The organism is Streptomyces sp. SudanB182_2057 (assembly GCF_964272715.1).
Classification (GTDB): Bacteria; Actinomycetota; Actinomycetes; order Streptomycetales; family Streptomycetaceae; genus Streptomyces; species Streptomyces rubradiris.
The window spans coordinates 5,097,980-5,120,469 of sequence record NZ_OZ186798.1 but is presented as its reverse complement, the minus strand read 5'-3'; the positions used below and the strand labels follow the sequence as shown (position 1 = coordinate 5,120,469).

General features: G+C 74.8%; 15 protein-coding genes. 10 read left to right on the top strand and 5 right to left on the bottom strand.

Features of this window, described 5'->3' with window-relative positions; translation table 11 throughout:
• Positions 1-42: 42 nt before the first annotated feature.
• Both ACSURM_RS22515 and ACSURM_RS22510 read right to left on the bottom strand, forming a co-directional pair.
• Positions 43-1,272: a serine/threonine-protein kinase gene (locus tag ACSURM_RS22515; RefSeq protein ID WP_436957447.1), complete on the bottom strand. Its 1,230-nt coding sequence runs from the start codon at positions 1,270-1,272 to the stop codon at positions 43-45.
• A 111-nt stretch (positions 1,273-1,383) separates the two neighbouring features.
• Positions 1,384-3,123 carry a serine/threonine-protein kinase gene (locus ACSURM_RS22510; protein WP_436957445.1) on the bottom strand — a complete coding sequence of 580 codons (1,740 nt, stop codon included), beginning with the start codon at positions 3,121-3,123 and terminating at the stop codon, positions 1,384-1,386.
• A 438-nt stretch (positions 3,124-3,561) separates the two neighbouring features.
• On the opposite strand from ACSURM_RS22510, the gene ACSURM_RS22505 reads away from it, so the two are divergent.
• From ACSURM_RS22505 to ACSURM_RS22480, 6 genes are all read left to right on the top strand, one after another.
• Positions 3,562-7,245, top strand: coding sequence for an FHA domain-containing protein (locus ACSURM_RS22505; RefSeq protein WP_436957443.1), 3,684 nt, complete (start codon positions 3,562-3,564; stop codon positions 7,243-7,245).
• A 190-nt stretch (positions 7,246-7,435) separates the two neighbouring features.
• Positions 7,436-8,815 carry an ABC transporter substrate-binding protein gene (locus ACSURM_RS22500; RefSeq protein WP_436957441.1) on the top strand — a complete coding sequence of 460 codons (1,380 nt, stop codon included), beginning with the start codon at positions 7,436-7,438 and terminating at the stop codon, positions 8,813-8,815.
• Between the two features lie 7 nt (positions 8,816-8,822).
• Positions 8,823-10,166: a carbohydrate ABC transporter permease gene (locus ACSURM_RS22495; protein ID WP_436957440.1), complete on the top strand. Its 1,344-nt coding sequence runs from the start codon at positions 8,823-8,825 to the stop codon at positions 10,164-10,166.
• A complete protein-coding gene (locus ACSURM_RS22490) occupies positions 10,163-11,071 on the top strand; it encodes a carbohydrate ABC transporter permease (protein ID WP_436957438.1) in 909 nt (302 codons plus the stop codon). Before ACSURM_RS22495 ends, ACSURM_RS22490 begins: the two co-directional genes overlap by 4 nt.
• A gap of 347 nt (positions 11,072-11,418) precedes the next feature.
• Positions 11,419-13,620 (top strand): bifunctional glycosyltransferase/CDP-glycerol:glycerophosphate glycerophosphotransferase, encoded by a 2,202-nt coding sequence (locus tag ACSURM_RS22485; RefSeq protein WP_436957437.1) that lies wholly within the window; start codon positions 11,419-11,421, stop codon positions 13,618-13,620.
• Positions 13,621-13,626: 6 nt separating this feature from the next.
• On the top strand, positions 13,627-15,825 hold the full coding sequence (locus tag ACSURM_RS22480) for a bifunctional glycosyltransferase/CDP-glycerol:glycerophosphate glycerophosphotransferase (RefSeq protein WP_436957436.1): 2,199 nt from the start codon (positions 13,627-13,629) through the stop codon (positions 15,823-15,825).
• A gap of 22 nt (positions 15,826-15,847) precedes the next feature.
• Here the strand turns inward: ACSURM_RS22480 and ACSURM_RS22475 are convergent, their stop codons facing one another.
• A complete protein-coding gene (locus ACSURM_RS22475) occupies positions 15,848-16,261 on the bottom strand; it encodes an organic hydroperoxide resistance protein (RefSeq protein WP_189995974.1) in 414 nt (137 codons plus the stop codon).
• A gap of 102 nt (positions 16,262-16,363) precedes the next feature.
• On the opposite strand from ACSURM_RS22475, the gene ACSURM_RS22470 reads away from it, so the two are divergent.
• Positions 16,364-16,822, top strand: a complete 459-nt coding sequence (locus ACSURM_RS22470) for a MarR family winged helix-turn-helix transcriptional regulator (RefSeq protein WP_436957434.1) — start codon at positions 16,364-16,366, stop codon at positions 16,820-16,822.
• Here the strand turns inward: ACSURM_RS22470 and ACSURM_RS22465 are convergent.
• Positions 16,776-18,260 carry a glycosyltransferase family 39 protein gene (locus ACSURM_RS22465; RefSeq protein ID WP_436961163.1) on the bottom strand — a complete coding sequence of 495 codons (1,485 nt, stop codon included), beginning with the start codon at positions 18,258-18,260 and terminating at the stop codon, positions 16,776-16,778. The two genes, ACSURM_RS22470 and ACSURM_RS22465, sit on opposite strands and share 47 nt — an antisense overlap.
• Positions 18,261-18,494: 234 nt before the next feature.
• On the opposite strand from ACSURM_RS22465, the gene ACSURM_RS22460 reads away from it, so the two are divergent.
• Entirely contained in the window at positions 18,495-19,766 is a 1,272-nt protein-coding gene (locus tag ACSURM_RS22460) for a glycosyltransferase 87 family protein (RefSeq protein WP_436957432.1), read from the top strand.
• A 72-nt stretch (positions 19,767-19,838) separates the two neighbouring features.
• On the opposite strand, the gene ACSURM_RS22455 is transcribed toward ACSURM_RS22460, so the two are convergent.
• Positions 19,839-20,474, bottom strand: a complete 636-nt coding sequence (locus ACSURM_RS22455; protein ID WP_436957430.1) for a TetR/AcrR family transcriptional regulator — start codon at positions 20,472-20,474, stop codon at positions 19,839-19,841.
• Between the two features lie 199 nt (positions 20,475-20,673).
• Here ACSURM_RS22455 and ACSURM_RS22450 point away from each other — a divergent pair, with 199 nt between their 5' ends.
• The gene (locus ACSURM_RS22450) at positions 20,674-21,588 is read left to right on the top strand and encodes an ABC transporter permease (protein ID WP_436957428.1); all 915 of its coding nucleotides are present in this window, start codon (positions 20,674-20,676) and stop codon (positions 21,586-21,588) included.
• Complete coding sequence (locus ACSURM_RS22445; RefSeq protein ID WP_436957426.1) at positions 21,581-22,387, top strand: ABC transporter ATP-binding protein; 807 nt, start codon at positions 21,581-21,583, stop codon at positions 22,385-22,387. Before ACSURM_RS22450 ends, ACSURM_RS22445 begins: the two co-directional genes overlap by 8 nt.
• The last annotated feature ends 103 nt before the right edge of the window (positions 22,388-22,490 follow it).

Here is a 22,490-nt window from a genome sequence, read left to right as displayed (position 1 = left end):
CTGTGGCAAGCGTCCTCGGCCGGGTCGGGTCCGCCCCGGGTCTCAGGGGGCCGACGTGCTGTGCGTGTCCTGGGGTGCCCGGCCGTCGTCCCCGTCGGCGGCGGCGAACCACGCGCCGACGCCCACGGCCGCCGCCACCAGCACTCCGGCCACGCCCAGGGTCACCCGGCGCCGCCGCACCGCGACCCGGTGACGGGCCGAGCCCGGGCGGGGCGCGCCGGCGGCCCGGGGCACGCGGGCGGTCCCGTGGGCGCCGCCGGCCAGCTCGTCCGGCGCGGGCACCCGCATCGACGTGTGCGTGTCCCGGTTGGAGTCCGGCCGGGCGCCGGGGACCAGGGACACCGCGCCGCGCCGCCGTACCGGCTCGCCCTCCGGGGCGGCCGCCGGCGCGGGCTCCCCGGCCTCCTCCTCTGCGGGTCCCGGCTCGTCCACCTCCAGCGGCGGCAGCCCGGCCAGCGTGGGCAGCTGCTCGCGCAGCCGCGCGGCGAGCTCCGAGGCGCGCAGCCGGGAGGCGGGGGCCTTGGCCAGGCACTGGACGAGCAGCTGCCACAGCTCCTCGGGGATGCCGGGCAGCGGTACGACGGTTTCGGTGACGTGCCGGCGCAGCACCGCGCCGGGGTGGCCGCCGCCGAAGGGCGTGAAGCCGGCCAGCAGCTCGTACAGGACCGTCGCCAGGGCGTAGATGTCCACGGCGGCGCGCGGCGGCAGGCCCTCCACGATCTCCGGGGCCAGGTAGTCCGGGGTGCCGATGATCTTCGTGGCGCGGGTCCGCTTGGGCGAGTCGATCAGCTTGGCCACGCCGAAGTCGGTGAGCAGCGCGGGGTGGGCGCCGCCCGGTCCGAGCGGGCCCTGCATGTCGAGCAGGACGTTCTCGGGCTTGACGTCCCGGTGGACGACCCCGGCGGCGTGGGCCGCGGCCAGCGCGTCGGCGACGTCGGCGACGATCGCGACGGCCGCCTCGGGGGCGAGCCGCCGCTCCCGCTCCAGCCGGGTGCGCAGGTCGGTGCCGCGCACCAGGTCCATGACCAGGGCCAGGTCGTTGCCGTCGACCACCAGGTCCCGCACGGTGACGATGCGCGGGTGCTCCAGGCCGAGCAGGGCGGTGCGCTCCTGCACGAAGCGTCCGACGAGCTCCTGGTCGGAGGCGAGGTCCTCGCGCAGCAGCTTGATGGCGACGGGGCCGTCCGGTCCCTCGCCCAGCCACACCGTCCCGGCGCTCCCCCGCCCCAGGATCTGGTTCGCGGTGTACCGGCTGCCGATCTTCCGTGCCAAGACTGCTCCTACAGACGCGTGTTGTCGTTAAAAGTACGCGTCCGGCGAGCCAACCTCCTCCGCGGAGGCGGAAATCACCCGGCAGGTGTCGACAAATCTCCAACCTGACGGTCAGTTCCCGGAGGAGCCGCCCAGGTCGTTGATCCAGCCGCCCACCGTGCCGGCCCAGTCGGTCAGCTGGTCCCAGTAGCCCTTGCCGGTGCCGATCCAGTCCTGGAGCGGGGTCAGCTCCCAGATCAGCCAGCTGACGACGATCAGGATGACGATCGTGAACAGGCAGCCCTTCAGGCAGCCGAGCCCGGGGATCTTCATCGGGTTGGCACTGCGCTGCCGCGGCGCCCGGGGCTCGCGCGCGGGCCGCCGCGGCTCGGGCGGGGCGGGCGGCGCGTACCGCTGCGGCTGCTGGGGCTGCTGGGGCTGCGGCGGCTGGGGCGTGGCGTACCGCTGGGGCTGCTGCTGCGGGTAGCCGTGGCCCGGCGCCTGCTGCGGGCGCTGCCGGCCGCGCGGCTGCGGCTGCTGCGGGCGGGGCTGGGGGGCCGGGCGCGGCTGCTGCTGGGGCCGGGGGGCGACCTGCCGCTGGGGGCGGCGGCGCAGCGGGTCCTCGTCCGGGTCCAGGTACTGGATCTGCGTCTGCTCGTTGCGGTCGCGGGCGGCGCGCAGCTGGTTCTGCCAGGGGTGCGGCTGCTCGGGCTGCTGCCCCTGCGGGCCGTACTGCCCCTGCTGTCCCTGTTGGTTCGGCGGGACCGGCGGCAGGACGGCCGTGGGGTCCGCCGCGCCCGTGTTCGGCAGTACGGCGGTGGGGTCGGCGGCGCCGGCCGGGCCGTCGGTGTGCGGCAGCACGCTGGTCGCGGCGTTCGGGTCGTACGCCCCCGACGGCGCGTTCGACGGCAGCACCTGGGTGGGGTCGGCGGCGCCGGGCGCGTCCGGGACGGCGGTCGGGGCCGGGTCGGGGGCGAGGAGCGCGCCGACCCCCTCGGCGGCGGCGATCCGCGCGGCGTTCGCGTGCACGCCGACGCCCTCGGCGACGACCCGCAGGGCCCGCGCGAGGTTCTCGGCGCCGGGCCGTTCGTCCGGGTTCTTGCGCAGGCAGCGCTCTATGACCGTCCACAGCGGGTCCGGGACGGTGGAGGGGCGGCGCGGCTCGGCGCTCAGGTGCTGGTGCAGCACCTCGAGGGCGGTGGAGCCGGCGAACGGCGGACGGCCGGTGACCAGCTCGTACAGCAGGATGCCGGCGCCGTAGATGTCCACGGCGGAGGTCTGCGGGCGGCCCTCGGCGGACTCCGGGGCGACGTAGGCGGGGGTGCCGACGAACTCGTGGGTACGGGTCAGTCCCGGGGAGTCGGCGAGGCGGGCGATGCCGAAGTCGGTCAGCATCGGGTGCATCTCGCCGCCCTGCTGCATGAGCAGCACGTTGGCGGGCTTCAGGTCGCGGTGGACGACGCCGTCGGCGTGGCTCGCGGCGAGGGCGTCGGCGATCTGCGCGGTCAGCAGGGCCGCGGCGACCGGGGTGAGGGGGCCGTTCTCGCGCAGGTAGCGGTGCAGGTCGGGGCCGTCGACCAGGTCCATGACCAGCGCCAGCAGGTCGCCCTCCACGACCAGGTCGCGGACCCGGACGATGTTCGGGTGGGTGAGCCGGAGCAGCACGGAGCGCTCGCGCAGGAAGCGCATCACGATGTCCGGGTCGCTCGCCAGCTCCTCCTTGAGGACCTTGATCGCGACCGTCTCGCCCGGCTGTCCGGGCACGGCGGCCTCGGCGCCCGCCGTCTCGCGCTGGCGGGCACGCCAGACGGTGCCTGTGGCGCCGCGTCCGAGCGGCTCCTCAAGCAGGTACTTGCTGCCGACTGGCCGCACGTCACGCGCTCCCTGCTGGTTGCTGTCGCTTGCTTCCGGCGCATCCGGTCCCGGTGTCCCGAGGACCCGGTGCCCCGCTGTTCCGCCCCACTGTAGTGCCGTGCTACGGGGCACCCCCACGCGTTCCCGGGCATCCCCGGGGCGCTCGGGACGGGGCTCGACGGAAAGACGCCGGTCGCGGTCCTCCGGTTGCCCGGGGCCGGACGTGACCGATCTCAACTGATCGCCGACGGGGTCCGGGTCCGGCACTTTTGGGGGCAGAGCCGACCAATCAAGATCACTTGCTGTCGGGTTCCAAGCGCGTTGCCGACGGCAGGTGCGAGGATGCCTCCAGCAGTCCGCCGGGACGGTTCCGGCGGCCGCTGGCCGACGTGCTCGTGTGGGGTGGGGGGAAGTCCGCGCCCGCGCAGACCCGCGCAGAAGGGACCGCTGACGCCGATGCAGATCCGGCTGACCGTCGTAGACCCGCTCGGTCCGCCCCCGCAGGGGGGCCGCGCCGTGAGCCGCGACGTGCTGGTCACGGCGCCCGTGGGCACGGAGCTGGGCGCGGTGGCCTCGGCGCTGGCCGGGGCGGTCGCGGGCGAGGGGGGCGCGGGGCGCGAGGCCGGCGCCTCCGTGGTGCTGTACGCGGGCGCGGAGCGGCTCGATCCGCGCCGGAGCACGCTCGGTGAGCCCCCGCTCGTGGACGGCGCCGTACTGTCCCTGGGCGCGCCGGCGGAGCCCGAGCCGCATCCCGAGCTGGACACCGCCCCGGCGCAGCTGCACGTGGTGGCGGGGCCGGACGCGGGCGGGGTCCACCTGCTGCACGGGGGGCGGATCACCGTGGGCCGCTCCGCCGACGCGGACGTGCCGCTGGACGATCCCGACGTCTCCCGGCTGCACTGCGCGGTCACCGTCGGCGCGGACGGCCGGGTCGCGGTCGCCGACCTCGGCTCCACGAACGGCACGTCCCTGGACGGCACACGGGTGACGGACCGTCCGGTACGGGTGCCCGCCGGGGGCCTGCTGCGGATCGGGGAGTCCGCCCTGCGGGTGACTCCGTCGGGCGGGGCGGGGTCACGGGTACGGGCGGTGCCGGACGGGGAGGGCCGCGTACGGGTCGGCGTGGGCGGTGACGGGCCGGGGGCGGGGCCGGGTTCCGGGGCGGGGGCGGGCCCGGGTTCACTTTCTGTTGCGAATTCGGGCTCAGGTTCAGGCCCCTTCGGGGAGACGCACCACGCCTACGGCTCCTTCGCCCCCGCCGCCCAGGCCCGGGATCCCCGGCGCGGGCAGTCGCCGGTGGTGCCGGGGCAGGCCGGGGCGCCGAGCGTGGAGAGCCGGAGCGCGGGCCTCGGTGTGCCGGGCGCGGTGTCCGGCGGTGCCGCCACCCACGCGGGCCGCTTCGGGGTCGCCGGCGGGCCGGGCGGGGCGTCCGGAGCGGCGTACGCCGGGGCGCCCGGTGGCGAGGACCCGCGCCCGGGCGGGCGCAAGAGCACCCCGGTCAGGGGCACGGACCTGCCGCCGGGCAGCCTCCCCGGACCCGACGGCGCGACCTACACGCAGTACGGCGACCACCCCGGGCACCCCGACGCCCCGTACGGCGGCCGTCCCGGGCGGATCGACGTACCGCAGGACACCCACCCGGCACCCGGCGACGCCGGTGCCCCCTCCCGGCCGGCCGCCCTCCCGCAAGGGGCCCGGCGGCGCGGGTTCGGGGCCTGGGCCCGGCGGCTGACCGGTGGCCGCGGGGAGCAGGCAGGCGGTGCCGTGCCGTACGACGCCGCCCCCGGGCCCGCCGCCGACGGTGGCCCGGCCGCCGGTGCCGTACCGCGCCCGGACACCTGGCCGGACCCGGCCGCGCTGCTGCTGACGGCGCTCGGTCCGGGGCCCCGGCTGTGGGAGCGCGGGCCGGGCCACCCGGAGGCGCTGACCGTGCGGCTCGGCACGGCCGACCGGAGCGCGCCGGACGGCTCGTGGCTCCTGCCCGCCGTACCGGTGACCGCCGCGCTGCGCGAGGCCGGCGCGCTGGGCCTGGCCGGTCCGCGCCCCCGGCTGTCCGGGCTGGCCCGCGCGGTGCTGGCCCAGCTCGCCGCGCTGCACTCCCCCGACCTGCTGGAGATCGTGCTGATCAGCGCGGACCACTCCCGGCCGGTGGCGGACCGTACGGAGGAGTGGGCCTGGCTGGGCTGGCTCCCGCACGTCCGGCCGGGCCGCGGCCAGGACTGTCGGCTGCTGCTGGCCTACGACCGCGAGCAGGCCGCGGCCCGCGTCGAGGAACTGCTGCGCCGGGCGGAGGACCACGCCGGGGCGCCGGACGGACCGTCCGGAACGGTGACCGGAGCCGCGCCCGCCGGAGCGATGCCCTCGCCCATCGGGACGGTGCCCGGACCCACCGGAGCGATGCCCGGACCCGCCGGAGCCATGGTCGCGCCCACCGGGACGATCGCCGGCCCCGCCGGGGCCCCGGCCCAGCACGCTCTCACCGGCCCGGCAGGGATATCCGTACCCGCCCAGGGCACGCCCGCCCGGACCTCCGGCCTCCCCGCCCGTCACCCCCTCGGCGCCCCCGGCACCGTCGGCACCCCCGGCAGCGGCTCCCGAGGGCCGTTCACCGTCGTCGTCGTGGACGGAGACCCCGGCGGTTCCGCCCTGCGGGACGACCTCGCGCGGCTGGCCGCGGCCGGGCCGCGGGCCGGGATCCACCTGGTGTGTCTCGCCGAGACCGAGCCCGCCTCGCCCGTCTCCCCCGTGGCGCGGACGTACGAGGCCGCCTGCGCGGTGACGCCCGCCTTCCGGCACTGCGGTGCCGTCGCGCTGCTCAGCGGGGACGTCGCCACCGCGCTGCAACTGCTGCGGGTCGGGCCGGGCGGCCCGGTCGGTCCGGGCACGCACGGCACCGTGGACGCCGTCTCCGCCGCCTGGGCGGACCGGTTCGCGCGGGCGCTGGCGCCGCTGCGCCCGGACGGCCCGGACAGTGAGCCGCACCCGCGCGTGGCCGTGCCGCTGCCCCGGTCGGCCCGGCTGCTGGACGAGCTGGGACTGGCCCGCGCCACCCCGGCGTCACTGATGGCGCGCTGGGCGGACGCGGCGGACGACACCGACTCCCCGGGCGGCCGGGCCCGGGCCGTGCTCGGCGCCGGGCCGCGCGGCCCGGTCACCGTCGACCTCGTGTCGGAGGGGCCGCATCTGCTCGTCGAGGGCCCGGCCGGCAGCGGCCGTACCGAGCTGCTGCGGACCGTGGTCGCCTCGCTGGCCGCCGCCGAGCGGCCGGACCGGCTGGCCGTGGCGCTGCTCGAGGGCCGGGACGGCGCCGGCACGGGCGCCGGGCGGGGCGAGGGCCTGCGCGTGTGCACGGACATCCCGCACGTGACCACCCACCTGATCGCCAACGACCCCGTGCGGATGCGGGAGTTCGCGCAGTCGCTGAGCGCCGAGCTGAAGCGCCGGGCGGAGTTGCTGGGCCGCACCGACTTCGCCCGCTGGCACGCGGGGCGGGAGGTGTCCGGCCGGATGGTGGCCCAGCGCGGCTCCGCCACGGGGTCGGCCTCCGGTGACATCGAGGCGCCGCCCAGCTCCACGCTGCGGCTGCGGCCGGGCGCGGCGTCCCGTCAACGCGCCGCCGCAGCACCGCCGTTGCCCCGGCTGGTGGTGGTCGTGGACGACCTGGACGCCCTGGTCTCCCCGGCGCTCGGCTCGCCGGGCCGGCCCGCCGCGGGCTCGGTGATCAGGGCGCTGGAGGCGGTGGCCCGGGACGGCGACCGGCTCGGGGTGCACCTGGTCGCGGCGGCCGGGGCGGACGGCCGCACGGCCCAGTCGGAGCCGGCCCGCCGGGCGGCCCTGCGGGTCGTCCTGGACGCGCCGCAGCCGGGGCCGGAGCAGCCGGCGCCGGGGCGGGGACGGCTGACGTACGCGGACGGCCCGGCCGTGGGCTTCCAGGGCGGCCGGGTGACCGGGCGCATCCCGCGCACCGCGACCCAGCGGCCCACGGTGGTCCCGCTGGACTGGGCGCGCACGGGCGACCCGCCGGCCCGCCGCCCGGTGCGGGAGCTGGGCAACGGCCCGACCGACCTGGCCCTGCTGGCGAGCGCGGTGGAGCGGGCGGCCCGCGAGGTCGCGGCGACCGAGGTCCCGTCCCTGCTCTAGCCGCTCTTCCCCCCGAACTTCCCCGCGAACTTCCCTGCATACGTGCCCGGTTACGAGCCGATCACGATACGACGGTCCGGCCCCCGGGCGCTCTTGCCCGGGTGGAGCGGCCCGGCGTACACCGGACCGCACGGGACAGAGTTCTTACGTTCAACGCGCGTTCAACGAAGAACGAACGAACGGGGAAGTGATGCACAGCGAGAGCAGCACATTCCGGGCCCACCGGGCCGTCACCGCGGTCGCCGCCCTGCTCACGGGGGCCCTCGTGCTCACCGCCTGCGCCGGCGGTGACGACGACAAGGAGGGCACCGGGGGAACGACCGGCGCGACCGCGGGTTCCACCGTCACCCTGCCGAAGCTGGACGGCGCCAAGCTGGAGGTGGCCGCCGTCTGGACCGGCGGCGAGCAGGCCAACTTCAAGAAGGTCCTCGCCGAGTTCGAGAAGCGCACCGGCGCGTCGGTCACCTTCGTGCCCGCGCAGGACCCGATCATCAACTTCCTCGGATCGAAGATCGCGGGCGGCCAGCCGCCGGACGTCGCGCTGCTGCCGCAGCCCGGCGCCATCAAGCAGGCCGTGGACAAGGGCTGGGCCAAGCCGCTCGGCGCGGCGGCCGTCAAGGAGCTGGCGGAGAACTACTCCCGGGGCTGGCAGGACATCGGCAAGGTCGACGGCAAGCAGTACGGCGCCTACTACAAGGCCGCCAACAAGTCGCTGATCTGGTACAACACCCAGGTCTTCGAGAACGCGGGCGCGAAGGAACCGAAGACCTGGCAGGAGCTGCTGACCGCCTCGCAGGCGGTGTACGACTCCGGGGTCACGCCGTTCTCGGTGGCCGGCGCGGACGGCTGGCCGCTGACCGACTGGTTCGAGAACATCTATCTGTCCCAGGCGGGCCCGGAGAAGTACGACCAGCTGGCCCAGCACAAGATCAAGTGGACCGATCCCTCGGTCAAGCGGGCGCTGACCACCCTCGCCGAGCTGTGGGGGAAGAAGGACTATCTGGCGGGCGGCCAGAAGGGCGCGCTGCAGACGGAGTTCCCGCAGTCGGTCACCCAGACCTTCACCGGCGGCGACCAGCCGAAGTCGGCCATGGTCTACGAGGGCGACTTCGTGCAGGTGAACATCGGCGAGACCAAGTCGAAGGTGGGCACGGACGCCAAGGTGTTCCCCTTCCCGGCGGTCGGCGACAGCGCGCCGGTGGTCTCCGGCGGTGACGCGGCGGTGATCCTGAAGGACTCCGAGGCGGCGCAGGCCCTGGTGACCTTCCTCGCCTCCCCGGACGCGGCCACCGTCCAGGCCGGGCTGGGCGGTTACCTCTCCCCGAACAAGAACGTGCCCCTCTCGGCGTACCCGAACGAGGTGCAGCGGAAGATCGCCAAGGCGCTGATCGAGGCCGGTGACGACTTCCGCTTCGACATGTCCGACCAGGCCCCGCAGGCCTTCGGCGGCACGCCCGGCAAGGGCGAGTGGAAGGACCTCCAGGACTTCCTGAGGAACCCCGAGGACGTCGCGGGCGCCCAGGCCAGGCTGGAGCGGGACGCGGCGGCGGCGTACGGGAACGGGGGCTGATCCGGGCATGGCGTCGGCAGCGGCGGCCGGGGCCCCACCGGGCCCCGCCGCGCCCCGCGGTCGCAAGAGCGTGACCGGCACCCGCAAGGCCGTGGCAGCGCTGTTCCTGCTGCCCGCGCTGGTGCTGCTCGGCGCGCTCGTGGTCTACCCGATCGGGTACTCGATCGTCCGCAGTTTCTCGAACGCCTCCGGTGACGGCTTCGCCGGCTTCGACAACTACAAGACGCTGTTCACCGACGACGGCATCCGGACCGCGCTGAAGAACAACGTCATCTGGGTGGTGTTCGCGCCGACGGTCGCCACCGCGCTCGGCCTGGTCTTCGCGGTGCTGACCGAACGGGTGCGCTGGGGAACGGCGTTCAAGCTGGTCGTCTTCATGCCGATGGCGATCTCGATGCTGGCCGCCGGGATCATCTTCCGGCTGGTGTACGACCAGGACCCGGACAAGGGGGTCGCCAACGCGGTCTGGGTGGGCGTGCACGACACGTTCGCGCAGTCGTCGGCGTTCCCCAAGGCGCATCCGGGCCGTAAGTCGCCGCTCGTGGCGGACGGCGGGGGTTTCGTCACCAGGGACGCCGTGCGCGCCGGTCGGCCGGTCGCGCTGCCCCTGGTGGGCGTGGCCCCCGGTCAACTGCCCGACGGGGTGGAGCGGGCCGTGGCGGCGAAGCCGGAGCCGGGCAGGGTCACCGGCACCACCTGGCAGGACTTCACCCGCGGCAAGGGCGTCGGCAGGCTCGGCGCGCCGGACCCGTCCGAGGTGGGGTATGCCGGGATGCGGATCGAGGCGGTGAAGGACGGGAAGGTGGTGGCCTCCGCCGAGGCGTCCGCCGACGGCACCTTCACCCTGCCCGCCGCCGCGGACGGGGCCCGGCTGCGGCTGCCCGCGGACAACTTCCGGGAGCCGTACAACGGGGTCTCCTGGCTCGGCCCGGCGCTGGTCACCCCGGCGATCATCGGGGCGTACGTGTGGATGTGGGCGGGCTTCGCGATGGTGCTGATCGCGGCCGGACTCGCGGGCGTGCCCCGGGAGCTGCTGGAGGCGGCCCGGGTGGACGGCGCCTCCGAGTGGCAGGTGTTCCGCAAGGTCACCGTGCCGCTGCTGGCCCCGGTGCTGGCGGTCGTCGTCGTCACGCTGATGATCAACGTGCTGAAGGTGTTCGACCTGGTGTTCATCATCGCGCCGGGCTCCTCCCAGGACGACGCGAACGTGCTGGCGCTGGAGCTGTACCGCAAGGGCTTCTCGGAGGGGCAGCCGGGCGTCGCGAGCGCCATCTCGGTGTTCCTGCTGCTGCTGGTGATTCCGGTGATGCTGTTCAACATCCGTCGGCTCAGGCGGGAGGTGCGGCGATGACGGTGACCACCGAAGGCGTCCGGAAGGCCGGGGCGGCCCGGGCGGTTCCCGCCCGGCGGTCGGTCGGTGCCCGGATCGTGGAGCGGCTGGGCGGCGGACTGGTCCGCGTGGTGCTGATCGTCGTGGGCCTGTTCTGGCTGGTGCCGACCATCGGCCTGCTGGTGTCCTCGCTGCGCTCGCCGCAGGAGATGAGCGCGAGCGGCTGGTGGACGGTGTTCACCGAGCCGTCCCAGCTCACCGTGGACAGCTACCGGAAGCTGCTGGAGAACTCCGACATCACGCACTCGCTGGTCAACACCGTGCTGATCACGGTCCCGGCGACGGTCCTGGTCGTGGTGATCGGGGCGCTGGCCGGGTACGCGTTCGCGTGGATGGAGTTCCCGGGCCGGGACTGGTGGTTCCTGGGCGTGGTGAGCCTGCTGGTGGTGCCCGTGCAGGTGGCGCTGATCCCGATCGCCGAACTCTTCGGGAAGATCGGGCTGTTCGGGTCGATCCTCGGGGTGATCCTGTTCCACACCGGGTTCGGGCTGCCGTTCGCGGTGTTCCTGCTGCGGAACTTCTTCGCGGAGATCCCGCGCGAACTGCTGGAGGCGGCCCGCCTGGACGGCGCCGGTGAACTGCGGCTGTTCGCACGGGTGGTGATGCCGCTGGGCGGTCCGGCGATCGCCAGCCTCGGCATCTTCCAGTTCCTGTGGGTGTGGAACGACATGCTGGTCGCGCTGGTGTTCACCAAGTCGGGCACCCAGCCGGTCACGGTCGCCCTGCAGACGCAGGTACGGCAGTTCGGCAACAACATCGACGTCCTGGCGCCCGGCGCGTTCCTCTCCATGGTGATCCCGCTGGCCGTGTTCTTCGCGTTCCAGCGGCAGTTCGTGTCCGGCGTGATGGCGGGCGCGGTCAAGTAGCGGTACGAGCGGGTCAGTTCAGGGGGCGGGCCGGTCGCGGCCCGCCCCTTTCGCGTCGGGCCGGGGTAGCCCGAATGCCGTACCCGCCGTAACCAATTCACTCCATCGGCCGTTCCCGGACCACCACGCCCGCGCCGAGCGACCCAGGGATGTCCCGTGCCCCGGTTCAGTGTCACCGTGCCGCCACCTCCCGGTTCCCTGCCCGACCCCGGGAGCCGCTGAACACCGTTGTCACGTCCTGGAGTTCCCGTGCCCCTCGGCTCGACGCGGCCCGCCCCGAGCCGGCCGACCACCTGGCGTCCGGCGGGACGGCCCGGCCGCGTCCGCACGACGACAGAGAGAACAGAATGCCCCGCTTCAGCATCATCGTCCCGTCCCATGGGGTCGCCGGACGGCTGTCCCAGGCGCTGGACTCGGTCCTCGGCCAGTCCTTCGGCGACCTCCAGCTGATCCCGGTCTGCGACGCCCCCGACGCCGCCGCGGCCGAGGTCGCCGCCGGGTACGCGGGGCGGGACTCCCGGGTGACCGTGGTCCACTCGCCGCCGTCCGCCGGGCTGAGCGGGGCGCGCAACGCCGGGATGCGGGCGGCGGCCGGCGCCTATGTGCTGTTCCTGGACGGCGACGACCTGCTGCTGCCGGGGGCGCTGGCGGTGGTGGACGCCCGGCTGTCCGAGGTCGCCGGGGTGGACGTGCTGTACTGCGAGCACGAGCGCGCCCCCTGGTGGGAGGGCGAGCCGGCGACCTCGGCCGGGCCGCTGCCGGGGCGGGCCCCGCTCGGTGCCTTCGCCCCCGCCGAGCTGCCCGGGCTGACCGGCGTCCAGCTGCCCGCGTGGAGCGCCGTGTACCGCCGGGCCTTCCTCACCGAGCGGGAACTCGTCTTCCCGGACGGGTACTTCACCGACCTGGGCTGGGGCGGGCTGGTGACCGTCGCGGCCGGGCGGATCGCGGTGCTGCGCCGGCCCGTCGTACGCCACCGGGCCCGCCGCCAGGGCAGCCGGCTGCAGCTGCCCGGCCCGCACCAGCACACCCTGCTGGACCAGGTGGAGCGGGTGCTGACCCGGGCGGCCGAGGCGGAGCTGCCGCCCGAGCGGACCGGGCCGCTGTTCGACCAGGCGTTCGCGCTGGTGCTGAAGGCGGCGTCCCGGCCGGAGCGGCTGCTCTCGGGGCACCGGGCGTTCTTCCGCCGGGCGGCCCGGCTCTACCGGCTGCACCGCCCGGCCGGTCACCGGGTGCCGGACGGCAGCCTCGGCGTGCAGCACCGGCTGCTGGCGGCGGGCGCGTACGGCGCGTTCCGCGCCCTGCGCGGCGCCCGCCGGGCGGCCGGCGGCACCGTCGCCCGGCTGCCGCGCCCGCTCCCGGCCCGCACCCGGCTGCGCTACGCCCGCGACCTGCGCCGCCCGCTCGATCCGGACCTCGCCGTGTACTGCGCGTACTGGGGCCGGGGGTACGCCTGCAATCCGGCGGCGATCCACGCCAAGGCCCGGGAGCTGGCCCCGCACCTGCGCGGGGTGTTCCTGGTCGAGGCCGGCCGGGAACACACCATGCCGGACGGCGTCGAGTACGCGGTGCTCGGTTCGCGCCGCTCCTGGGAGGTGCTGGCCCGGGCCACGTACCTGGTCAACAACGCCAACTTCGCCGAGGGCGTGGTCAAGCGGCCGGGCAGCGTGCATCTGCAGACCCAGCACGGCACCCCGCTGAAGACGATGGGCGTGGACCAGTCGGTGTACCCGGTGGTGGCGGCCCGGTCCGGCAGCTTCACCAAGCTGCTGGGCCGGGTCGACCGCTGGGACTTCAGCCTGTCGTCCAACCGCCACTCCACCCGGATGTGGGAACGCGCCTTTCCGGGCTCCTACGAACAGCTGGAGTACGGCTATCCGCGCAACGACGTCTACTACACGGCGACCGCCCGTGACGTGGCCCGGATCCGCCGTGAGCTGGGCGTCCCGGAGGGCCGGACGGCCGTGCTGTACGCGCCGACCCACCGCGACCACCACACCGGCTTCGAGCCCGGCCTGGACCTGGAGGCGTTCTGCCGGGCGGCCGGGGACGACGTAGTCGTGCTGCTGCGCGCCCACTACTTCTACGACCGGGGCGGCCCGCGCGGCTCGGGCCGGATCATCGACGTCACCGCGCACCGCTCGACGGAGGACGTGTGCCTGGCGGCGGACGCGCTGATCACCGACTACTCGTCCATCATGTTCGACTACGCCAACCTGGACCGGCCGATCGTGATCCACGCCGCCGACTGGGAGGTGTACCGGGAGACCCGGGGCGTCTACTTCGACCTGCCGGCCGAGCCGCCGGGCCTGGTCGCCCGGACCCCCGGGGAGCTGGCCGCCGTGTTCCGCGACGGCTCGTACGCCGGTCCCCGGGCGCGGGCGCTGCGGGCCGCGTTCCGGGAGCGGTTCTGCGAGTTCGACGACGGGCGGGCCGCCGAGCGGGTGGTGCGCCGGGTGCTGCTCGGCGAGCCGCCCCAGGCGCTGCCGCCCGTGCTCCCGCTCGCCGAGCGCGTCCCCGCCCCCGCCGCCGCGACCCTCACGAGGAGCTGACCCGCCGTGCCCCGCTTCAGTGTGATCGTGCCCTGTCACCGGGTGCAGGGCTTCCTGCCCGAGTGCCTGGACTCGGTGCTCGGGCAGTCCTTCGGGGACTTCGAGCTGATCGCCGTGGACGACCGCTCCCCGGACGACTGCGGCGCGATCCTGGACGAGTACGCCCGGCGCGATGCGCGGGTGAAGGTGCTGCACCTGCCGGAGAACGTGGGCCTCGGCATGGCCCGCAACGCCGGGCTCCCGCACGCCACCGGCGACTACCTGCTCTTCCTGGACAGCGACGACACCCTCACCCCGGGCGCGCTGGAGGCCGTGGCCGACCGGCTCGCCGAGACCGCCGACCCGGACGTGCTGGTCTTCGACTACGCGCGCGCCTACTGGTGGGGCGGCACCCGGCGCAACGTCCTCGCGCACCTCCTCGCCGAGGAGGAGGTGTTCACCGCCGCGGAGTACCCGCGGATCCTGGACCTGCTGATGGTGGTCTGGAACAAGGCCTACCGCCGGGACTTCGTCACCGAGCACGGCTTCGCCTTCCCGCCGGGCTACTACGAGGACACCCCCTGGACGTTCCCGGTCATGCTCAGCGCCCGCCGGATCGCCGCCCTGGACCGGATCTGCGTGCACTACCGGCAGCGCCGGCAGGGCAACATCCTGTCCACCACCAGCCGCAGGCACTTCGACATCCACGACCAGTACGAGCGGGTCTTCGCGTATCTGGCCGGGCGGCCGGAGCTGACGTCCTGGCGCCCGTACCTGCACCGCAAGATGGGCGAGCACTGCCTGGACATCCTGGCCAAGCCGGACCGGCTGCCGCCCGCCGACAAGGCCGAGTTCTTCCGGCGCACGGCCCGGCTGTTCCGCGCCCACCGGCCCGAGGGCGCCCGGGTGGACGGCGAGGTCGCCGTGCTGACCGGCTCCTGGACCGGGTACCGGCTGCGGCGGCAGTCGGCGCGGGCCGGGCGGGAGGCGGCCCGGCGGGCGGCCCGGGCGCGCCGGGCCGCCGCCGCGCGGGCCCGCGCCGGCTGGGCCGCGCTGCACGCCCGCCGCCCGCTGGACGAGCGCCTCGTGGTGTACTCGGCGTCCTCGCACCGGGGCGTGCTCGGCGACCCGGCGGCGATCTACCACGCGGCCCGCGAGATCGCCCCTGAGCTGCGCGGGGTGTGGGTGGTGCGGGACGAGGAGACGGCGGCGGGGCTGCCGGACGGCGTGGAGCACGTGATCGTCGGCTCGCGGCGCTATCTGGAGGTCACCGCGCGCGCGAAGTTCTTCGTCAACGACGTCAACTGGCCCGGCACCCTGGCCAAGCGCCCCGGCAGCGTGCACATCCACACCCACCAGGGCACCCCGCTGAAGTACCTGGGCGCCGATCTGCGGGACAAACCCGGCGCGCGGCTCGGCCTCGACGTGCCCCGGATGCTGCGCCGGGCCGACCGCTGGGACTACAGCCTGGTCGCGAGCCGCCACGCCGAGCTGGTGTGGGAGCGGGCCTACCCCTGTCACTTCACCTCGGTGCGCACCGGCAGCCCGCGCAACGACGTGCTGGTGCGCGGCGGGCCCGGCGGTTTCCGGGAGCGGCACGGCATCCCGGAGGACCACACGGTGGTGCTGTACGCGCCGACCCGCCGGGACTACCGGCGCAACGGCTACGTGGAGCGGATCGACCTGGCCCGGTTCGCGGCCGGTCTCGGCGAGGGGCACACGCTCGTGGTCCGGCTGCACCCGTCGCTGGCCACCGGCCCGGCGCGGGGCATGGGCCTGGCGGAGCTGGCCCGGCGCCGGATCGTGGTGGACGCGACCGGCGAACCGCACCTGGCGGACGTCCTGCTCGCGGCGGACGCGCTGGTCACGGACTACTCGTCGGTGATGTTCGACTACGCCGTCCTGGACCGGCCGATCGTGATCCACGCCGACGACTGGCCCGCGTTCACCGCGAGCCGGGGCGCCTATCTCGACATCACCGCCGAGCCGCCCGGCCATGTCACCCGCAGTTGCCGGGAGCTGTCCGGGCTGTTCCGCTCGGGCGGCTGGCGGGACGCGGAGTCGGCCCGGCTGCGGGCCGCGTTCCGCGCCCGGTTCTGCGAGTTCGAGGACGGCCGGGCCGCCGAGCGGGTGGTGCGGACCCTGCTGCTGGGCGGGCCGCCGTCCGGCCCGGCGTCCCGGATCCCGGGCCAGTCCGGGTCCCGGGACGCGCTGTCGCCGGCGTAGCGGTCGCCCGGCCGTGCGACGGCTACTCGATGACGAGGTCGACGTCGATGTTGCCGCGGGTGGCGTTGGAGTACGGGCAGACCTGGTGGGCGGCCTCGACCAGTTCGCGGCCGGTGGCCTGGTCCACCGTGTCGGGCAGTTCGACGCGCAGGGTGACCTTCAGCCCGAAGCCCTCGCCCTGCTTGCCTATGCCCACCTCGGCGGTCACGGCGGCGTCGCTGACGTCGACCTTCGCCTGGCGGCCGACCAGGCCGAGGGCGCTGCCGAAGCAGGCGGCGTACCCGGCGGCGAAGAGCTGCTCGGGGTTGCTGCCCTGGCCGTCGCCGCCCAGCTCGACCGGCATGGCCAGGGCGAGGTCGATCCGGCCGTCGGAGGAGACGGCACGGCCTTCGCGGCCGTGGGTCGCGGTGGCGACGGCGGTGTAGAGCGCGTCCATGTCAGACCATCCCTCTCGGATGCGGGGTTCGTTACGACCGAAAGTAGAGCACACAACTAAGTTGTGCACAACTGAATCTCGGGCAAGGGCTACCCTGGAGGCATGACCGAACCGGAGTGGCTCCGCCTGGACCGCCAGATCTGCTTCTCCCTGCACGCCGCGTCCCGCGCCTTCACCGGCGTCTACCGCGTCCTCCTCCAGGACCTCGGGCTCACCTACCCCCAGTACCTGGTGATGCTGGTGCTGTGGGAACAGGGCGAACTGCCCGTCAAGAAGCTCGGCGAGCGGTTGCGGCTGGACTCCGGCACGCTGTCCCCGCTGGTCAAGCGGCTGGAGGCGGCCGGTCTGGTACGGCGTGAGCGCAGCGCCGAGGACGAGCGGTCGGTCCTCGTCCGGCTCACCGGGGAAGGCTCGGCGCTGCGCGAGCGGGCGCTCGAGGTGCCGCGCCGGATCATGGCGGCGACCGGCTTCGACCCGGCGGAGATCGGCGAGCTGCGCGAGCGGCTCGACCGGCTCACCGCCGCCCTGGACGCGGCGGCGCGGACGGAGGCCGCGCGCTGACCGGGCGGACGTAGAGCCGTACCGTCGCCATCCCCCGCACGGCCTCCTCGCGGCCGGTGAACTGCTGCCAGAGCGTGGTCAGCTTCGCCCGTTCCACGGGGTTGCGCGGCACCCAGCGGGCGCCGAGCAGCCGGCGGTCCCCGACCACCCACACCCGGTCCAGCCGCGCCAGCCTGCGGCGCAGCTCGGCCACGCCGGCCTCGCGCCCGTACAGCGTCCCGGACTCCGCCGCTCCCGCCACCCGCAGCACGTCCCGGGTGCCGCGGAACGGCCCGGGGTAGGTGAGCGCCACGTTCCGCATGGCCGCCGGCACGAACACCACGGCGTCCCCGGCCGCCAGCTCCCGCCCGGCGGCCCGGGAGACGGCCCCCAGGTCATCCGCCCGGGCACCGGGGTCGCGGTCGTCGCGGAGCAGGGGGAACTGGTGGAACACCGCGAGGGCGACGGCGGCGACGCCGAGGAGGGTGAAGGCCGGGAAGGCCAGGGGCCGGCACCCTGCCCGCCGTCGGCGCCCCCACAGCCGCTCCGCCGCCCCCGCCACCCGCTCCGCCCCGCAGGCCACCAGCAGCGGCGCCCCCGACAGGGCGTAGAGCACGTACCGGTCGACGTACAGCGGCGACGCCTGCGACACCAGCATCAGCACCAGCGGCGGCACCACCGTCACCGGCAGCGCCACCCCCGCGCACGTCGGCTCCCCCCGCCGCCCGACCAGGCGCGGCAGGCCCAGGCAGCCCAGCGCGAGACACACCCAGTACACCGAGTCGGCCGGCCCCAGGAACGTGCGCAGCAGCCCCCCGGCCGTCTCCGCCGTGGGCGCCCGCAGCCACGCCAGCTGCGCCGACTGGCCCCGCGACACCAGCGCCAGCGGCAGCAGCGCCAGCACGACCGCCGCCGCCGCGCGGCCCCAGCCCCGCCACACCCGCCGCCCGGCCCGGGCCAGCGCCAGCGACACCGCGTGGGCGAGCAGCAGCAGCACGGCGAACTCGTGCAGCCAGCAGGTGACGCCGAGGACCACGCCGTAGGCCCGCCACGCACCGCCGCGCACGGCCCGGACGAACAGCAGCGTCGCCGCGGTGGCACCGGCCGCGACCAGGGCGTAGGAGCGGCCCTCCTGCGCGTAGTGCCCGGCCATCGGCGTGACGGCGTAGAGCAGCCCGGCCCACAGCCCGGCCCGCGGCCCGAGGAGCCGGTGGCCGAGCTCGGCCACCAGCGCCGCCGTGGCGGCCGCCGCGCACACCGACGGCAGCCGCAGCGCGACCTCGCCGGGGTGGACGGCGAGGACGGCGTGCGCCAGCAGGTAGTACAGGCCGTGCACCGCGTCCACGTCGTGCAGCAGGTGCCAGATCTGCGGCACGGTCCGGCGCCCCACCTGGAAGCTGACGGCCTCGTCGCGCCACATGCCGCCCCGGTCCAGCCGCCACAGCCCGAGGACCAGCATCACCAGCGCGGGCACGCCGGGGACGGCGGCCCGCCGCAGCCGTTCCCGGGCGGGCGGCCGGCTCGTTGTACCGGTCGGCGCGCCCATGGGCGCGCCGACCGCTCGACGCGATCGCGGTGTGGCAGGAAGCCCGACGTTCACCATGGCCCGATCTCTTGCGATTAGCCAATATTCGCGGATTATGACGGCGTATCAGCCGGGATACACCAACCGCACCGCTTAGGCTCCCATGTGATGAACCGTCTCCGTGTCACCCCCGGACCGATCGTCACCCTTGCCGCCCTGTGGCTCGCCACCCGCGCCCTGATGCTGTGGCTGACCGCGCACAGCGGTCCCCGGCTGCTGGGCGGGGGCGCGGTCACCCGGGAGGTGTGGCGGCTGTACCACCACTGGTACGGCGTGCTCGCGCACGGCTCCTTCCCGGCGCACGACACGCTGTGGCAGTACCCGCCGGGCGCGGGCGCGGTGCTGCTGGCGCCGGGGCTGCTGCCGGGCCTGACCTACTTCCAGGCGTTCGTGCTGCTCACCCTGGCCGCGGACGCGGTGACCGTGGCGGCGCTGCTGCGCGCGGGCAGCAGGCCCGGCCGCAGCCTGCTCGGCGCGGCCCTGTGGACCGGCGGCCTGCCGCTGCTGCTGCACCTGCCGCTGGCCCGCTACGACGTCCAGGTCACCGCCCTGGCCGTGCTCTCCCTGCTGGCCATGGCCCGCTCCCCGCGCGCGGGCGGCGCTCTCGCCGCGCTGGGCGCGCTGGTGAAGGTGTGGCCGGCGCTGGTGCTGCTGGGCACGCCCCGGGGCCGGCCGACGCGCGGGGCATGGCTGTCGGCGGCCTGGACCGGCGCCGGGTGCCTGGCCGTGCTCGCGGTGTTCTTCACCCACCCGCTGTCCTTCCTGCGGGAGCAGGGCGGCCGGGGCGTGCAGATCGAGTCGCTCGGCGGTACGGCGCTCAACCTGGCCCGGCACTTCGGCTGGTCCGGCCGGTCCCGCTACCAGTACGGCGCGGTGGAACTGGTCGGCCCGTATGTCCGCGCGGTCGCCGTCGCCTCCCTCACGCTGACCGTGCTCTCCTTCGCGCTGCTGGTGCTGTGGCGGGTGCGGGCGCGGCACTTCGGCGAGGCGACGCCGTTCGACGCGGCGCTGAGCGCGGTGCTGCTGTTCACGGTCACCAGCCGGGTCATCAGCCCGCAGTACATGATCTGGCTGATCGGGCTGGCCGCCGTCTGCCTGACCTCGCGGCACACCGTCCAGCGGCCGGTGGCGGTGCTCGTCCTGGCGGCGTCCGCGCTGAGCACGGTGGCGTTCCCGATGTACTACCGCGAGGTGATCGACGGCACCTGGGCGGGCTGTCTGCTGATGCTGGCCCGCAACGGGCTGCTGACGGCCGCCGCCGTGCTGTCCTGCGTACGGCTGTGGCGGTCCGCGCGCCCGCCGGCCGACGGCACCGGGCCCACGACGCGGCCCCGGCCCGGCTCCGACCGCCTCCCGGACCGGGCGCTGAGCGCGTCGTAGCGGGGCCTCGCCCGGCCGCGGGTCACGGGGGCGGCGAGTCGGTCCTCAGACCGACCCCGGGCGCCCGGACCCTCACAGCGCCCTGAGGGCCGCCGCCGTGGCCCGGGCCAGCTTCTCCAGGTAGCCCTTCGGCGGTTTCGGGGCGCGGATCACCACCGAGCGCCAGTACAGCGGGCCGGAGATCAGGTCGAGGGCCAGCTCCGGGTCGGTCCCGGCGCGCAGTTCGCCCCGCTGCTCGGCCGCCGCCACGATCCGGCTGGCCACGCCCTCCTGGCCGTCCCGCAGGGCCTTCTGGAAGGCCTGGGCGAGATCGGGGTTGCGGGCCGCCTCGGCCTGGAGGTCGGGGATGACCTGGGACGCGACCGGGTGGCGCAGGGCGCGGGAGGTGACCTCGTACAGCAGGCGCAGGTCGCCCTCCAGGGAGCCGGTGTCGGGCACCGGGAAGCCGGTCACCGCCATCGCCGAGACCACGTCCAGGACCAGGTGGAGCTTGGAGCGCCAGCGCCGGTACACCGCCGTCTTGCCGACGCCGGCCCGCCGGGCGATGCCCTCGATGGACATGCGGGCGTAGCCGACGGCGGCCAGTTCCTCGAAGACCGCCGTCCGGATGGCCTCGGTCACGTCCTCCCGGAGCACGGCGGCCCCGGCGGGCGCGCGGCGGCGCGGACGCGCCGGCGGCTCGTCGGCGGAGGCGGCGTTCGTCGTCATACCGCACAGCATAGGCCGCGACGACGAAACGGTTGCGTTCCGACGTGCCCTGCCCTACGCTCACGTAGCGACGATACGGTCCCGTCCCGACGTAAGAGCACGTGAAGAGAAACGTAAGGAAACGCCGGCCGACGGGCACCGCGGCGCTCCCGGCGCGAGCCGGGCGCGACATCCCCTCCCCCGAGCGAAAGCAGCGGATGTGAGCCAGGTCCTCCACACACCGCCCCCCACCCGGGCCCCGGCCGACGGCGATCTCGCGGCGCTCGCGGCCCGGCACGGCCTGTCGGTCAGCGGCGCCCGCCCCTCCCTGCCGCAGTACGTCCGCCAGCTGTGGGCCCGCCGCCACTTCATCGGCGCCTTCGCCACCGCCAAGCTCACCGCCCAGTACAGCCAGGCGAAGCTCGGCCAGGTCTGGCAGGTCATGACCCCGCTGCTGAACGCGGCGGTCTACTACTTCATCTTCGGCGTGCTGCTCGGCACCAAGCAGAACGTGCCGGACTACGTGCCGTTCCTGGTCACCGGCATCTTCGTGTGGACGTTCACGCAGAGCTCGATCATGGCGGGCACCCGGGCGATCTCCGGCAACCTCGGCCTGGTCCGGGCGCTGCACTTCCCGCGCGCCGCCCTGCCGGTCTCCTTCGCCCTCCAGCAGCTCCAGCAACTGCTGTTCTCGATGTGCGCGCTGGCCGTCATCCTGCTCTGCTTCGGCGTGCCGGTCGCCGCCTCCTGGCTGCTGGCCGTCCCCGTGCTCGTCCTGCAGTTCACCTTCAACGCGGGCGTCTCCATGATCATGGCGCGGCTCGGCGCCAAGACCCCGGACATCGCCCAGCTGATGCCCTTCGTGCTGCGCACCTGGATGTACGTGTCCGGCGTGATGTGGAGCATCGACAAGATCGCCGAGCACGACGACCTGCCGCATGTCGTCACGGTTCTGCTACAGATCAACCCGGCCGCCGTCTACATCGACCTGATGCGGTTCGCTCTGATCGACAGCTTCCAGGCCCACCAACTGCCCCCGCACGTCTGGGCGGCGGCGGTCGGCTGGGCCCTGCTCGCCGGTGTCGGCGGTTTCATCTACTTCTGGAAGGCTGAGGAGACGTACGGCCGTGGCTGAGCACACCACCGAGAAGGTCCCCACCGTCGTCGCCGACCGCGTCGACATCGTCTACCGGGTCAACGGCACCGGCGCGGGCCGCGGTTCCGCCACCGCCGCCCTCAACCGCATCCTGCGCCGGGGGAAGGCCGAGAAGGCGGCCGGCGTGCGCCGGGTGCACGCGGTGAAGAAGGTGTCGTTCGTCGCCTACAAGGGCGAGGCGATCGGGCTCATCGGCACCAACGGCTCGGGGAAGTCGACCCTGCTGAAGGCGGTAGCGGGCCTGCTCCCGGTGGAGAGTGGGCACATCTACACCGACGGCCAGCCGTCCCTGCTGGGCGTGAACGCGGCCCTGATGAACGACCTCACCGGCGAGCGCAACGTCCACCTCGGCGGCCTGGCCATGGGCATGTCCCGGGAGCAGATCAAGGAGCGCTACCAGGACATCGTCGACTTCTCCGGCATCAACGAGAAGGGCGACTTCATCACCCTGCCCATGCGCACCTACTCCTCCGGCATGGCCGCGCGGCTGCGCTTCTCCATCGCCGCCGCCAAGGACCACGACGTCCTGCTGATCGACGAGGCGCTGGCCACCGGCGACCGCTCCTTCCAGCGGCGTTCGGAGGAGCGGATCCGCGAACTGCGCAAGCGCGCCGGCACGGTGTTCCTGGTCAGTCACAACAACAAGTCCATCCGCGACACCTGCGAGCGGGTCCTCTGGCTGGAGCGCGGCGAACTGCGCATGGACGGGCCGACGGAGGCGGTCATGAAGGAGTACGAGGCCTTCACCGGCGAGAAGAAACCGGCGGCCAAGGCATAGGCCGCGGCCTCCCGTTGGAGACGACACCGGCCATATCCGTTTTATATGACCCTTACATGATGTTGTGGAAGATGTGCCGGACATACCCAGCCCAAGGAGTCCA